Annotated in this window: 12 protein-coding genes; 11 read left to right on the forward strand and 1 reads right to left on the reverse strand. The window is 34.9% G+C overall.

What is annotated here, in order from left to right:
• Positions 1–51: 51 nt before the first annotated feature.
• The 9 genes from ACHRWY_RS16585 to argH all read left to right on the forward strand — a co-directional run bounded on the left by ACHRWY_RS16585 (position 52) and on the right by argH (position 10,227).
• On the forward strand, positions 52–1,245 hold the full coding sequence (locus ACHRWY_RS16585) for an argininosuccinate synthase (RefSeq protein ID WP_395356166.1): 1,194 nt from the start codon (positions 52–54) through the stop codon (positions 1,243–1,245).
• The gene (gene argC / locus ACHRWY_RS16590; protein WP_395356168.1) at positions 1,238–2,215 is read left to right on the forward strand and encodes an N-acetyl-gamma-glutamyl-phosphate reductase; all 978 of its coding nucleotides are present in this window, start codon (positions 1,238–1,240) and stop codon (positions 2,213–2,215) included. Before ACHRWY_RS16585 ends, argC begins: the two co-directional genes overlap by 8 nt.
• 79 nt (positions 2,216–2,294) lie before the next feature.
• Positions 2,295–3,434, forward strand: coding sequence for an aspartate aminotransferase family protein (locus tag ACHRWY_RS16595; RefSeq protein ID WP_395356170.1), 1,140 nt, complete (start codon positions 2,295–2,297; stop codon positions 3,432–3,434).
• Between the two features lie 78 nt (positions 3,435–3,512).
• Positions 3,513–4,706: a glutamate-5-semialdehyde dehydrogenase gene (locus ACHRWY_RS16600; RefSeq protein WP_395356171.1), complete on the forward strand. Its 1,194-nt coding sequence runs from the start codon at positions 3,513–3,515 to the stop codon at positions 4,704–4,706.
• A 204-nt stretch (positions 4,707–4,910) separates the two neighbouring features.
• Positions 4,911–5,672 carry a glutamate 5-kinase gene (gene proB / locus ACHRWY_RS16605; RefSeq protein ID WP_395356173.1) on the forward strand — a complete coding sequence of 254 codons (762 nt, stop codon included), beginning with the start codon at positions 4,911–4,913 and terminating at the stop codon, positions 5,670–5,672.
• A 68-nt stretch (positions 5,673–5,740) separates the two neighbouring features.
• Positions 5,741–6,688 (forward strand): N-acetylornithine carbamoyltransferase, encoded by a 948-nt coding sequence (locus tag ACHRWY_RS16610; protein WP_395356175.1) that lies wholly within the window; start codon positions 5,741–5,743, stop codon positions 6,686–6,688.
• A 103-nt stretch (positions 6,689–6,791) separates the two neighbouring features.
• Positions 6,792–7,565 (forward strand): acetylglutamate kinase, encoded by a 774-nt coding sequence (gene argB, locus ACHRWY_RS16615; protein ID WP_395356176.1) that lies wholly within the window; start codon positions 6,792–6,794, stop codon positions 7,563–7,565.
• Between the two features lie 85 nt (positions 7,566–7,650).
• Positions 7,651–8,721: a M20 family metallo-hydrolase gene (locus tag ACHRWY_RS16620; protein WP_395356178.1), complete on the forward strand. Its 1,071-nt coding sequence runs from the start codon at positions 7,651–7,653 to the stop codon at positions 8,719–8,721.
• 225 nt (positions 8,722–8,946) lie between these two features.
• Positions 8,947–10,227, forward strand: a complete 1,281-nt coding sequence (argH, locus tag ACHRWY_RS16625; protein WP_395356179.1) for an argininosuccinate lyase — start codon at positions 8,947–8,949, stop codon at positions 10,225–10,227.
• Between the two features lie 76 nt (positions 10,228–10,303).
• Here argH and ACHRWY_RS16630 read toward each other — a convergent pair whose 3' ends face one another.
• On the reverse strand, positions 10,304–11,365 hold the full coding sequence (locus tag ACHRWY_RS16630) for a polysaccharide lyase family 1 protein (protein ID WP_395356181.1): 1,062 nt from the start codon (positions 11,363–11,365) through the stop codon (positions 10,304–10,306).
• Between the two features lie 228 nt (positions 11,366–11,593).
• Between ACHRWY_RS16630 and ACHRWY_RS16635 the strand changes: the two genes are divergently transcribed.
• Both ACHRWY_RS16635 and ACHRWY_RS16640 read left to right on the forward strand, forming a co-directional pair.
• Positions 11,594–12,592, forward strand: a complete 999-nt coding sequence (locus ACHRWY_RS16635) for a DUF2157 domain-containing protein (protein WP_395356182.1) — start codon at positions 11,594–11,596, stop codon at positions 12,590–12,592.
• Positions 12,589–13,764 carry a hypothetical protein gene (locus tag ACHRWY_RS16640; protein ID WP_395356183.1) on the forward strand — a complete coding sequence of 392 codons (1,176 nt, stop codon included), beginning with the start codon at positions 12,589–12,591 and terminating at the stop codon, positions 13,762–13,764. Before ACHRWY_RS16635 ends, ACHRWY_RS16640 begins: the two co-directional genes overlap by 4 nt.
• Positions 13,765–13,842 lie beyond the last annotated feature (78 nt).

Genomic DNA, 13,842 nt, shown 5'->3' on the forward strand with positions numbered 1-13,842 from the left:
AAGAAATCTCAAACTTGCTACATACGAAAGTATTAGCCTAAATTATAAAAAATGAAAAAAGTTGTATTAGCTTATAGTGGAGGATTAGATACCTCGTATTGTTTGAAATATTTAAAAAATGAAAAAGGATACGAAGTTCACACCGTACTTGTAGATACAGGAGGATTTGATGCTGAAGAATTATCAGCCATCGAAAAAAGAGCCTACGAATTAGGAAGCGCACAACACGCTAATCTGACAATCGTGGATAAATATTATGATAAAGCTATAAAATATTTGATTTTCGGAAACGTATTAAAAAACAATACCTATCCTTTATCAGTGAGTGCAGAGCGTGTTTTTCAGGCAATTGAAGCCATTAAATATGCTAAAAAAGTAGGCGCAAGCGCCATTGCACACGGAAGTACAGGTGCAGGAAACGATCAGATTCGTTTTGATTTAATTTTCCAGACCATCGCTCCGGAAATTGAAATTATTACTCCAATTAGAGATTTAAAATTGTCAAGACAAGAAGAAGTAGATTATTTGTCTAAAAACGGAGTTCATTATTCGTGGGAAAAAGCACAATATTCGATTAATAAAGGACTTTGGGGAACCAGCGTTGGAGGAAAAGAAACTCTAACTTCAAGTCAGCCATTGCCTGGTGATGCTTATCCTTCGCAATTGCAAAAAGAAGGAGAAGAAAAAGTAAGATTACATTTTGAACAAGGAGAATTAGTTGGAATAAACGGTCAGTTAGATAAACCATCAAATAATATCGTTGCCCTTGAAAAATTGGCAAATGCCTATGCAATTGGTAGAGATATTCACGTAGGGGATACTATTATCGGAATTAAAGGAAGAGTAGGTTTTGAAGCCGCTGCTCCGTTAATTATTATCAAAGCGCACCATTTATTAGAGAAACATACCCTTGGTAAATGGCAGCAATACTGGAAAGAACAATTAGGCAACTGGTACGGAATGTTATTTCATGAAGGCCAGTTTTTAGATCCTGTAATGCGTAACATCGAAACGTTTTTGCAAGACACGCAAAAAACAGTAAATGGTGTTGTAACCGTTTCCCTAAAACCATATCATTTTTCGCTTGACGGAATTGAATCAGATAATGATTTGATGAACACCGGTTTTGGTCAATACGGAGAAATGAACAATGCCTGGACGTCTGACGATGCAAAAGGATTTATTAAGATTTTAGGAAATGCCCAAAACATATTTTCATCTGTAAACCATTTAGATCATGATTAATGTCGGAATAATTGGTGGTTCGGGCTATACGGCCGGAGAACTCATCAGAATCTTAATGTATCATCCCAATGTAAACATTGATTTTGTTTACAGCACAACCAATTCGGGTAAACCGCTTTCAGTGGCACACCATGATTTGATGGGAGATATCGAAATGAATTTTACTGATGTGGTGAATCCGAATGTAAATGTTGTTTTTTTATGTTTAGGACACGGAAAATCTATTTCGTTTCTTGAAGAAAATCAATTCGCAAGCCATACGAAAATCATCGATTTAGGAAATGATTTCAGATTAACCAAAGATGCTATTTTCAAAGGAAAAGAATTCATTTATGGTTTACCTGAATTAAACAAAGCTGAGATCAAAAAAGCTAATTTTATTGCAAATCCGGGTTGTTTTGCTACAGCGATTCAACTGGCTTTACTGCCTTTAGCGAAAAACAATCTGCTAAAAAATGATGTTCATATTAATGCCACGACCGGAAGTACTGGCGCGGGCGTAAGTCTTGCCGAAACTTCACATTTTAGCTGGAGAAACAATAATATGTCGCATTATAAAGCTTTTGAACACCAGCACTTGGGTGAAATCAACCAAAGTGTAAATCAATTACAAGCGGATTATTCAGATGAATTAATTTTTGTTCCGAACAGAGGAGATTTTACAAGAGGAATTTTCGCGACTTTGTATACTGATTCTGATGAAAGTGTAGAAGATTTAGTTACTAAATATGAAGATTTCTATAAAAACCAGCCTTTTGTAACCGTTACAACGACAAACATCAATATGAAACAAGTCGTTCAAACCAACAAATGTATCATCAGTTTATTGAAAAAAGGAAACCGGGTTTTGATCACTTCAATTATTGATAACTTAACCAAAGGTGCTTCAGGACAAGCGATTCAAAACATGAATTTGATGTTTGGACTTGAAGAAACCACCGGTTTACATTTGAAACCAAGCGGATTTTAAATTGTTGTCAAAACGGTTAATCGTTTATTCGGTTAATCGATTAAACAAATGAACGGTTAAACAATTAAACAACAAGAAAATGAATTTATTTAACGTATACCCACTTTACGACATAACACCTGTAAAAGCATTAGACTGCACCATTACAGACAACAACGGAGTGGAATATTTAGACTTATATAGCGGACATGGTGTAATCTCAATTGGCCACACGCAACCTGATTATGTTGAAAAACTAAAAAATCAATTAGATCATTTGGGATTTTATTCGAATGCGATTCAGAATCCTTTGCAGGTAGAATTGGCACAGAAATTAGGAAAACTTTCAGGATTAGAAGATTACGAATTATTTTTGTGCAGTTCTGGCGCTGAAGCCAATGAAAATGCATTGAAATTAGCTTCTTTTCATAACGGAAAATCTAGAGTTGTAGCTTTTCATAATTCTTTCCATGGAAGAACTTCAGCAGCTGTTGCTGTTACAGATAATAAGAAAATAGTAGCACCAATCAATGCACAGCAAGTAGTTACTTTTTTGCCTCTTAATCAAATTGAATTAGTAGAAGCTGAATTGGCTAAAGGAGATGTTTCTGCTGTAATTATCGAAGGAATTCAGGGTGTTGGAGGTTTAGACCAGGGAACAACAGAATTTTTTCAGGCTTTGGAAAAAGTGTGTAAGAAACATGACGTTGTTTTAATTTTAGACGAAGTACAATCAGGATACGGAAGAAGTGGAAAATTTTTCGCATTTCAACATCACGGAATCAACGCTGATATTATTTCAGTAGCAAAAGGAATGGGTAACGGATTTCCGGTTGGAGCCATTTTGATTTCACCAAAATTTGAAGCAAGTTTCGGGTTATTAGGAACTACTTTCGGCGGAAGCCATTTATCTTGTGCAGCAGGAATTGCGGTTTTGGATGTAATCGAAAAACTAGATTTGCAGAAAAATGTAAACGAAGTTTATGAATATTTCTTAGAAAAAATCAAAGAAGTTCCCGGAATCAAACAAGTAAAAGGAAAAGGCTTGATGCTTGGTGTTGAATTTGACTTTGATGTAGCTGCTTTAAGAAAAAAGCTAATCATTGAAAAACACATTTTTACAGGAAGTGCCAACAACAAAAACCTATTAAGAATTTTGCCGCCGCTTACAGTAAAAAAAGCTGATATTGATACATTTATCGTAGCTTTAAAAGAAAGTTTAGAAGAGCTTCAAAATTAAGTTTATCTATAACTGTTAATTCGTTTAATTGGTTAATCGATTAAACGAATTAACGATTAACCAATTAAACCAAAAAAAATGAATCCATTATCAATTGAAAAACGCAATCTGGTTTTGCACTCTATGGCAAAGCTGGTCGGGCAGGAACGGAGCCAGATAATTCTCACCAATCAGGAAGATTTACTTGCTTATGATGGCTCAGATGTAGCAATGGAAGAACGTCTGAAAGTAGATGATAAAAAAGTCGACGAGATGATTTTATCCCTAAACCAATTAGCATCGCAAGAAGATCCGGTTGGGGTAGAGCGCTTTCATTTTGTTCATGATAATGGAATAAAAGTGGTAAATAAAACAGCCGCTTTTGGAACAATCTTAATTATATATGAATCTCGCCCTGACGTAACAATTGAAGCGGGAGGAATAGCCTTTAAATCCGGAAATAAAATTTTATTAAAAGGAGGAAAAGAAGCTTTAAAATCAAACTTAAAAATTGTTGATTTATGGCATCAGGCTCTTGAAGAAAATGGAGTTTCGAAAGACTGGGTAGAGTATTTGAATTATAATCGTGCAGAAACACAGGCTTTTTTAGAAAAACCAACTCAAAAAGTAGATTTAATCGTTCCGAGAGGAGGAGAAAAATTAATCGAGTTTGTCAAGCAGCACGCCACTTGTCCGGTTATTGTAAGCGGACGCGGAAACAATTTTGTATACGTTCATAAAGATGCAGATACGGACTTGGCTTTAAAAGTAATTTTAAATGCCAAAACCTCTAAAATCTCAGCTTGCAATGCAGTTGATAAAGTTTTAATAGATTCTAAATTACCCAATTTTGAAGGTTTTACAGCAATCTTAATCGAAGAATTAAAAGAGAATAAAGTTGAAGTAATCGTCGATAAATCTTTAGAGAATTTTGAAGATACAGAAACACTTCAAAACGAAGATATCTGGTACGAAGAATTTCTGGATTATAAAATTGTTATTGGAACCATTGATTCTGAAGAACATGCTATCGAAAAAATAAATAAATATTGTGGAGGACATTCTGCGGTAATTATTACGAGAGACGATAAAGCAGCACAGGAATTCATGGATGCGGTTGATACTGCAGCCGTTTATCAAAATGCGTCAACCCGTTTTACAGACGGAGGACAATTTGGTTTAGGTGGAGAATTAGCTATAAGCACAGATAAATTACATCAAAGAGGCCCAATCGGTTTACAACATCTTGTAACAAACAAATGGTACGTGTACGGAGATGGGCAAATTAGATAATTAGACTTTCTTAGATTGTTAGACTTTCTTAGATTTTAGAATGATGACTAACGATTTTTGATTTCCGATTATTGGAATTTGAATTTTAAATTTTGGAATTTATATAAAGATAAAGCCTTGCGAACTTTAGCGTTTATAAACACAAACAATGTAAAAAACCTTGCGCACTTTGCGGTTAAAAAAAACTGCGGTTAAAACAATAACATGGGAAAAAAGCGGATTTTATTAAAAATAGGAAGTAATACTTTAACCAAGGAAACCAATCATATTTCGCGGGGAAAGATTGAAGATATTGGGATGCAAATAGCAGCACTCAATAAAGATTACGAATTCGTAATCGTAAGTTCAGGAGCGATTGCAGCAGCCAAACAATTCGTAAAACTTGAAAGCAAAGGAAAAGAGATTGCGTTAAAGCAAGCTTTAGCCTCGATTGGACAGCCTCATTTAATGCGGATTTTCCATGAAAATTTCAGTGATTTAGGATTATTGACTTCTCAATGTTTATTGTCGTATTCTGATTTTGAGAAAGACCAGTCGAAAGTCAATATTGTCAATACCATTAATGTCTTGGTAGAGAATAATTACATTCCGATTATTAATGAAAATGATACCGTTGCCACAGATGAGATTCGGTTTGGGGATAATGATAAATTAGCAGCTTTAACGGCAGTATTACTAAATGTTGATATCCTGATTATTGCAACCAATACAAACGGAATTTATACAAAAGATTCCATTCACGATGAAAATCCTGAAACCATTACATTAGTAAATGATTTAAAAGTATTAGAAAAAGAAATCGGCGAATCAAAATCATCACACGGAACAGGCGGAATGCAATCCAAAATCGAAGCTGCCGGAATCGCAAAAGCAGCGAACATAGAAACCTGGATCGTAAACGGATTAAATGATAATTTTATTTTAAAAGCATTAGAAGGAGAAATTCCTTTTACAAAAATAGTGTAAAATGGTGATTTGTTTAACCGTTAATTCGGTTAATCGATTAAACAAATAAACGATTAAACAAGAAAGACATGAATTATATTTCAATACAAGATATCAACTCATTATCAAAATGGGTAAAAAGTGCGTTAAAAATCAAAAAGAACCCACTTAAAAACCAAGACCTGGGAAAAAATAAAACCTTAGGAATGTTATTCTTTAACCCGAGCTTAAGAACGCGTTTGAGTACTCAAAAAGCGGCTATAAACTTAGGAATGAACGTTATGGTGATGAATTTTACCAATGAAGGCTGGACATTAGAGTTCGAAGACGGAGCAGTAATGAATTCCGGAGCATCGGAACATATCAAAGAAGCGGCAGAAGTAGTTTCTCAATACTGTGATATCATCGCAATTCGTGCTTTTGCAGGTTTAGTCGACAAAGAAAAAGATTATGCGGAAACGGTAATTTCGGGATTTTTGAAACACGCCACAGTTCCAATCGTAAATATGGAAAGTGCCGTTCGTCACCCGATGCAGTCTTTGGCGGATGCCATTACGATGGAAGAATACAAAACGAAACACAAACCAAAAGTAGTGCTTTCATGGGCGCCACATCCAAAAGCTTTACCTCAGGCAGTTGCAAACTCATTTGTAGAAATGATGCAAATGCAAAAAGATATGGATTTTGTTATCACCCATCCTGAAGGTTACGAACTAAGCCCGGAAATTACAAAAGACTGCAAAATCGAATACGATCAAAACAAAGCGTTTGAAAATGCCGATTTCGTTTACGTAAAAAACTGGAGTAACTTCAACGATTACGGAAAAGTAACCAACATAGACCCAAACTGGACGGTTACAGCCGAAAAAATGGCATTGACCAACAACGGAAAATTCATGCATTGTTTACCAGTTCGTCGTAACGTAATTGTGACCGATGAAGTAATTGACAGCGAGAATTCAATCGTAATTCAGCAAGCAAATAACAGAACGTATTCGGCACAATTAGTTTTACAGAAAATTTTAAAAAAGTTATAATTTGAGGTGCAAAGGCTCAAAGCGACAAAGGTTCAAAGGGTTTTAAAACCGTCACAAAAACCTTTGTTCCTCTGAACCTCTGTCCCTTTGAATCTTGAAAGAAATGAAAGTTACCGTAATAAAAATTGGTGGAAACATTATCGACAATCCAACCGAATTGGAACAATTCTTAACCGATTTTTCTAAAATCGAAGGCTATAAAGTTTTAGTGCACGGAGGCGGAAAATCGGCTACAAAAATGGCGGAGAGTATTGGCTTAGTTCCACAAATGATTGATGGACGCCGAATCACTGATGCTCCAATGCTTGATGTTGTCGTGATGATTTATGCAGGACAAATCAACAAACATATTGTAGCACAATTGCAGGCCAAAAACAATAATGCAATTGGTTTTTCAGGAGCTGACGGAAACTTGATTCAATCTACAAAACGAAATCATCCCACGATTGATTACGGATTTGTAGGCGATGTACAGCAAGTTAATACATCATTATTGAAAACATTACTTGAGGCTGGAATCGTTCCCGTTTTCTGTGCGATTACACACGACAAAAACGGACAATTGTTAAACACAAATGCGGATACCATTGCAAGCGAATTAGCAATTGCATTGTCTGAAGTTTTTGATGTTACGCTAACCTATTGTTTTGAAAAACAAGGTGTTTTGCAGGATTCAGAAGATGATTCATCTGTAATTACAGCAATAAACGAAGCATTATATAACAAATTAAAAGCAGAAAAAGTAATCCATTCCGGAATGATTCCAAAACTGGATAATTGCTTCAACAGTTTATCCAGAGGCGTTCAGAAAATCAAAATTGGGCATCATAAAATGCTTCAAAACCCGGATGTTTTGCATACAACGATTACATTATAAAGAAAAAAGTTGCTAAGTTGCTAAGAAACTAAGACTTTTGCAATCTTAGAACCTCAGAAACTTAGTACCTCAGTACCTACTAAAAATGAAAAATATAGAAACGCTTACCAAAGAAGCCATAGCACTACTAAAAAGCCTTATTGAAACGCCTTCATTTTCAAGTGAAGAAGATCAAACGGCCCTTTTAATAGAAAATTGGTTCAATCAAAACGAAATTCCTTTTAATAGAGAAAATAATAATGTGTGGGCTTTCAATAAATATTTTGACAAAAACAAACCAACACTTTTATTAAACTCACATCACGATACCGTAAAACCAAATCAGGCCTATACCAACGATCCGTTTAAGGCTATCGAAAAAGACGGTAAATTATTCGGGTTAGGAAGTAATGATGCGGGAGGATGTCTGGTTTCGTTATTGGCGGCATTTGTTCACTTTTACGAGAATGAAAATTTACCATACAATATTGTAATTGTAGCTTCGGCAGAAGAAGAAAGCAGCGGAAAAAATGGTTTAAACAGCGTTTTAAAACATTTACCAGACTTAGATTGCGCCATTGTTGGCGAACCTACTTTAATGCAATTGGCTGTAGCCGAGAAAGGTTTATTGGTTCTTGACGTAAAAGTAAAAGGGACTGCAAGTCATGCCGCACATCAAAATGACGATAATTCATTATACAAATCAATTCCGGTAATGGAATGGTTTAAAAACTATAAATTCGATAAAATATCAGAGGTTTTAGGTCCCGTAAAAATGACCGTAACGCAGATTAGTGCCGGAAAACAGCACAATGTAGTGCCATCAGAATGTGATTTGGTTGTCGATATTCGTGTCACCGATTGTTATTCGAACAGTGAAATCCTTGAAGTGGTAAAAGCCAATGTCAATGCCGAGGTAACACCAAGATCCATGCATTTAAACGCATCGTCTATTCCAATTGTACATGATTTGGTACAAGCCGGAATTGCTTTAGGAAGAACCACTTATGGCTCGCCAACACTTTCAGATCAATCCGTTTTGAGCTGTCAGTCTTTAAAATTAGGACCAGGCGAAACATTACGGTCACATTCAGCTGACGAATTTATTTTCATCAACGAAATCGAAGAAGGAGTCGCCTTGTATATCAAAATACTAACAGATTTCTTTAAATTATAATATTAATAAGGAGCTAATCCCGCTATCCGTTACAATCTTTTATGCCGAACCCCGGCACAAAAGGATTTTCACTTCTATCGGGGCTAGAGACACCACAAGTATAAACAATGACATTAGTATAAATTAGAAAATATAAACTGTAGATCCAGAAACTGTGAAGTGCGGAATCTAACAAACTAAGCAGTCTAAAAATCTAACAATCTAAGAAGTCTAAAAATCTAAGTTATGAAACTTTGGGAAAAAGGAATTGCAACAGACAAACAAATCGAACATTTCACAGTAGGAAATGATCGTGAGCTCGATTTGGTTCTCGCAAAATATGATGCTTTAGGTTCAATTGCACATGCCAAAATGCTTGGGCAAATCGGGTTATTGACACCAGAAGAAACTAGTTCTTTGGTTGATGCCTTAAACGAAATCATTGCAGACGTTGCAAAAGGAAATTTCGAAATCGAAGACAGTTTTGAAGACGTACATTCTAAAATAGAATATCTGCTGACTGTAAAACTAGGCGATGCCGGAAAGAAAATCCATACGGCGCGTTCCCGTAACGATCAGGTTTTAGTAGATGTTCATTTATATTTAAAAGATGAATTAAAAGCCTTAAAAGAACAGGTAAAAACATTGTTTGATTTATTAATGGAATCAGCAGAAAAACACCAAAACGTTTTATTGCCGGGTTATACACATTTGCAAATCGCGATGCCATCCTCATTCGGAATGTGGTTTTCTGCTTATGCAGAAAGTTTAATTGATGATGTAACGATGTTGAATGCAGCATCAAAAATTGTAGATCAAAATCCGTTAGGTTCTGCCGCAGGTTACGGAAGCTCGTTCCCAATCAACAGAACCTTTACTACTCAGGAATTGGGTTTTGAAACGTTGAAATTCAATGCTGTTGCAGCACAGATGAGCCGCGGAAAAGCAGAGAAAACAGTTGCTTTTGCAATGGCAAGTGTAGCAGGGACTTTATCAAAATTCGCAATGGACGTTTGTTTGTATATGAGTCAAAATTTTGATTTTATTGGTTTACCGGCACATCTTACTACGGGTTCGAGTATTATGCCACACAAAAAAAATCCGGATGTATTTGAATTAATCAGAGGAAAATGCAATAAGATCCAGGCGCTTCCATACGAGATTACTTTAATCACTAATAATTTACCAAGCGGATATCACAGAGATTTGCAACTTTTAAAAGAAGGATTGTTTCCTGCCATTCAAACCTTAAAAGCTTGTTTGGATATTGCCATTTTCTCAGTGAAAGATATTACAGTAAAAGAGAATATCCTAAAAGATAAAAAATACGATTATTTGTTTACGGTTGATACTTTAAATGAAATGGTGGTTGCCGGAATGCCTTTTAGAGATGCATATAAAGCTGTTGCTGAGCAATTAGAATCGGGAACATATCAGTCTCCAAAAGAAACAAAACATACGCATGAAGGAAGTATCAACAATTTGTGCCTGAATGCTATAAAAGATAAAATGAAAGCAGCACTTTAAAAATATTTCAAAACAAAATAAAAACCCGATTTGTATTCCAGTACAAATCGGGTTTTTTATGAAAATTAAGTTGTAATTAGATTTTGTTACTGCAATTTGCAGATACAGCGCCAGTTGAGCTTACCTGAAGCGTAGCCCCTGCACCACAGGATTTATTGGTTACATATTCCTCTACTTTTCCAAGAGGGATGGTGGTGTAAACATAAGAAGGTTTATTTACTATTGTGCCAAAATCCATTGGAGCTTTACGACAATTTGAAAAAGCAATTCCAACCGTTCCTCCGTCTGTACTGATGTATTCTTTAAATACCTTTTCGACTTTAGCAAAATAAGTACCTTCTACGTAACAAGTTGCGTTTTTTGCGCCTCCGCCTAAACCAATTGCCAAAGAACCGGATTCTGATGTATTGTAATAGCAATTTAGGATATGAATTTCAGCATTTCTGGCGCGAGGCATTCTTTGCTTACATCCTTGGGCCCAATAACAATTTTTAAAAGTGATACTGTAATGTCCGTCAGCAGGGAAATCATTTTTACCGGAACCAATTAAATTACTAAAACTATGATCATCTGCTCCTCCTGAACCTCCTGATTTTGGTGCTTTTAAATAGGTAAATTTGCACCATGAGATCGTAACATTATCTGTTTTTCCTTTATTGTCAAAATTACCGTCCTGACCGTCCTGAAATTCACAATGATCTACCCAAAGATTAGTACAATCGGCAGTCAGATTATCCTGACCATCGATGTCGTAAGAACCAGGGCCAACAAAAACAAGGTTTCTGATAATCACATTATCAGAACCGGATTTTAAGTACAAAATTCCGGCTCCGGGGTTTGATTGGTTTTCGTTAATAAGTTTTGCACCCGGTAATCCAATGATCGATTTGTTTGAAACCACTTGTTGTATGGGTTTGCCAGCAGGAATAGTAATTGTTCCGGATACTAAAATAACTTCAGGAGTTGGCAGTTTAATTTTTGCCAGCAAGTCATCATATGAACTTACCGTAACAGGATTTGCAGTTCCGCCTCCGGTTGCAGCAGCTCCAAATCCTTCAGGAGATACCAAATAATAATTTTGCGCAAAAAGATTGGATATACTCAATATAAAAAAGAGTAAAAAGAGATTTTTTTTCATTTTTAATAAGTCAGTTTTGTGGTTTTTAGCTTAGATAATTTCTTTTTGTAATCGATTACACGAATTTAATTTAATAAAGTATACAAACCATAATTTTGTCAAAATATTATATTTAATCCCAAATAAAAATGATTCAGGCTGTGGTTTAGTAAGTTTATTTTTACTGCCAAAGTTTTATTCCAGCAAAAAAAGAGTATTTTTGATTGATCGGTTAATAAAAAATAAAGTATGAATAAATTTGACGTTCAAGCTACTAAAACACTTCGGGATAAAAATCTGATTACTGAGGATCAATATCAGGAAATAAGCTCTTATCGCAATTTGAATATTTTTTCGCTAAATGCAGAGTTAAAACTATTTCTCTATTTATCTGTTTTATTATTCACTTCAGGAATTGGAATTTTAATTTATAACAATATAGATAGTATTGGGCATATTGCAATTCTGTCATTGTTACTAATTGTTATTGTGGTTTGTTTTTATTTCTGTTTTAAAAATTCAAAAGGGTTTCAAAAACAGGAGACAACTTTTGAACATCCTGTTTTAGAGTATCTGGTTTTGGCCGCTAATATTCTCACTTGTATTTTTATAGGATATTTGCAATTTCAATACAAACCATTCGGGACACATTACGGATTAGCTACATTAATCCCCACAACAGTAAGTTTCTTTTGTGCTTATTATTTTGATAATAAAAGTGTTTTGACTATCGCAATTACTGGTTTGGCTGCTTATGTGGGGCTTTCAGTAACACCGCAGGATTTATTAAATAATAGTAATTTTTACGAAGATCAAAGTTTAAGCTATTCGGCAATTATATTGGGAGGATTACTCATTTTGTGGACTATATACAGTTCAGGAATTAATTTAAAAACACATTTTGAGATCATTTATCAAACATTTGCTCTGCATATCATCAGTATTGCCTGTATTAATAATTTAGTTAATCATGACGACGGTATTTGGATTCTTTTTGAATGTATTCTTGCTGCGTCATCTTATTATTTTTACAAGGTTAGCCATAAACTAAAGGCAATGTCATTGTATGTATTTATGATTATTTATGCTTATATTGGAATAAATATATTTCTCGCCAGAGTTTTCGATAGTATTAACTTCTCAGATGTCTGGGCACTATTAATAGTTATGATGCCATTCTATTTTATTGGTTCCATTATATTGTTTATCAAATTGATTAAAACCTTCAATAAAGAAATTGCATTATGATAGTATACGATAAAAATTTATTAGATAACCTTACGCTGGCTGAAGAGGCAAAATCTTTAGAATCTGCAGGTTTTATTAGCAAAGAACAAAAAGATTTAATTAAAAAAGAATTACCGGCATTAAAAAGACAAAGTAATATACTGGTAAGATTAGGATTCTTTCTTCTGGGAGCATTTTTTTATTTGTCAATTTGCGGTGTAATTGCATTAGTTGGATTGACAGGCTCTACTTCTGAAAACATTTTTTTTAATATTTGCTGTTATATTTTCGCCGTTATCGGTTTTGCCGGCGCCGAAATTTTAGCCAGTCAAAAATACTACGAGCATGGTTTAGACGATGCTTTTATTTTGGGAGCCATTTTAAATATTGGAGTTGCCGTTGCCATAAACACCGAAGGTTATGAACTCGTTATTGCCTTTTTTGTTGCAGTGACTTCCTTTATCATGTATAAAAGATATTTGCATTTGATTTCCCTGCTTGTTTTCTGTATTTCGGTTTCGGCACTTTTATTTTATGGAATGTTTGAATTGGGTGAAATTGGAAAAATGATACTACCATTTGTTGCGATGTTATTTGCAGCTGCGTTTTATTTTATCACTAAAAAAACAATCAGTAATCTTGCTAAAACTTATTATTATAAAGGACTGTTATGGGCAAATGCTTATTGTTTGATTTTGTTTTACCTTTCTTGTAATTATCTGGTTGTACGAGAGCTTTCTGTAATGCTTTTAGGAAATGAAGTGCTTCCGGGAACTGATATTCCGTTTGCATTTTTCTTTTATGCTTTTACATTTATCGTTCCTGCGGTTTATCTGGTACAGGCATTACGAACAAAAGACAGAATCATGCTCTGGCTGAGCTTCTTAGCGATTGGATTTTCTATTTACACCATTCGGTTTTATTATTCCGTTTTGCCCATAGAAGTCGCTCTGACCGTTGGTGGATTAGTTTTGTTTGCAATAGCGTATTTTTCGATAAAGAAATTAAAAGACAATGAAGTTGGTTTGACATTTAAACCAGACCGAATTAATAATTCAAACGCGATTTTAAATGCCGAATCTTTAATTGTGGCATCTGCATTTGGATTAAAGCCAGAAGTAAAACCCGAAAATTCTCCCATGGATTTTGGAGGCGGAGGTTTCAGCGGGGGAGGATCAGAAGGAACTTTTTAAATTTGTGAAATATGAAAGATGTGAGATGTAAATTAAAAAGAAGCTTACATCTCACATTTTACAATAATCTTTACTCCG

Source organism: Flavobacterium sp. FlaQc-48 (assembly GCF_044007335.1).
Taxonomy (GTDB): domain Bacteria; phylum Bacteroidota; class Bacteroidia; order Flavobacteriales; family Flavobacteriaceae; genus Flavobacterium.

Excerpts from the sequence above, each read along its gene's own strand:
- ACHRWY_RS16585 (WP_395356166.1), top strand. The coding sequence starts at position 52 with ATGAAAAAAGTTGTATTAGCTTATAGTGGAGGATTAGATACCTCGTAT.
- argC (WP_395356168.1), top strand. The coding sequence starts at position 1,238 with ATGATTAATGTCGGAATAATTGGTGGTTCGGGCTATACGGCCGGAGAA.
- ACHRWY_RS16595 (WP_395356170.1), top strand. The coding sequence starts at position 2,295 with ATGAATTTATTTAACGTATACCCACTTTACGACATAACACCTGTAAAA.
- ACHRWY_RS16600 (WP_395356171.1), top strand. The coding sequence starts at position 3,513 with ATGAATCCATTATCAATTGAAAAACGCAATCTGGTTTTGCACTCTATG.
- proB (WP_395356173.1), top strand. The coding sequence starts at position 4,911 with ATGGGAAAAAAGCGGATTTTATTAAAAATAGGAAGTAATACTTTAACC.
- ACHRWY_RS16610 (WP_395356175.1), top strand. The coding sequence starts at position 5,741 with ATGAATTATATTTCAATACAAGATATCAACTCATTATCAAAATGGGTA.
- argB (WP_395356176.1), top strand. The coding sequence starts at position 6,792 with ATGAAAGTTACCGTAATAAAAATTGGTGGAAACATTATCGACAATCCA.
- ACHRWY_RS16620 (WP_395356178.1), top strand. The coding sequence starts at position 7,651 with ATGAAAAATATAGAAACGCTTACCAAAGAAGCCATAGCACTACTAAAA.
- argH (WP_395356179.1), top strand. The coding sequence starts at position 8,947 with ATGAAACTTTGGGAAAAAGGAATTGCAACAGACAAACAAATCGAACAT.
- ACHRWY_RS16630 (WP_395356181.1), bottom strand. The coding sequence starts at position 11,365 with ATGAAAAAAAATCTCTTTTTACTCTTTTTTATATTGAGTATATCCAAT.
- ACHRWY_RS16635 (WP_395356182.1), top strand. The coding sequence starts at position 11,594 with ATGAATAAATTTGACGTTCAAGCTACTAAAACACTTCGGGATAAAAAT.
- ACHRWY_RS16640 (WP_395356183.1), top strand. The coding sequence starts at position 12,589 with ATGATAGTATACGATAAAAATTTATTAGATAACCTTACGCTGGCTGAA.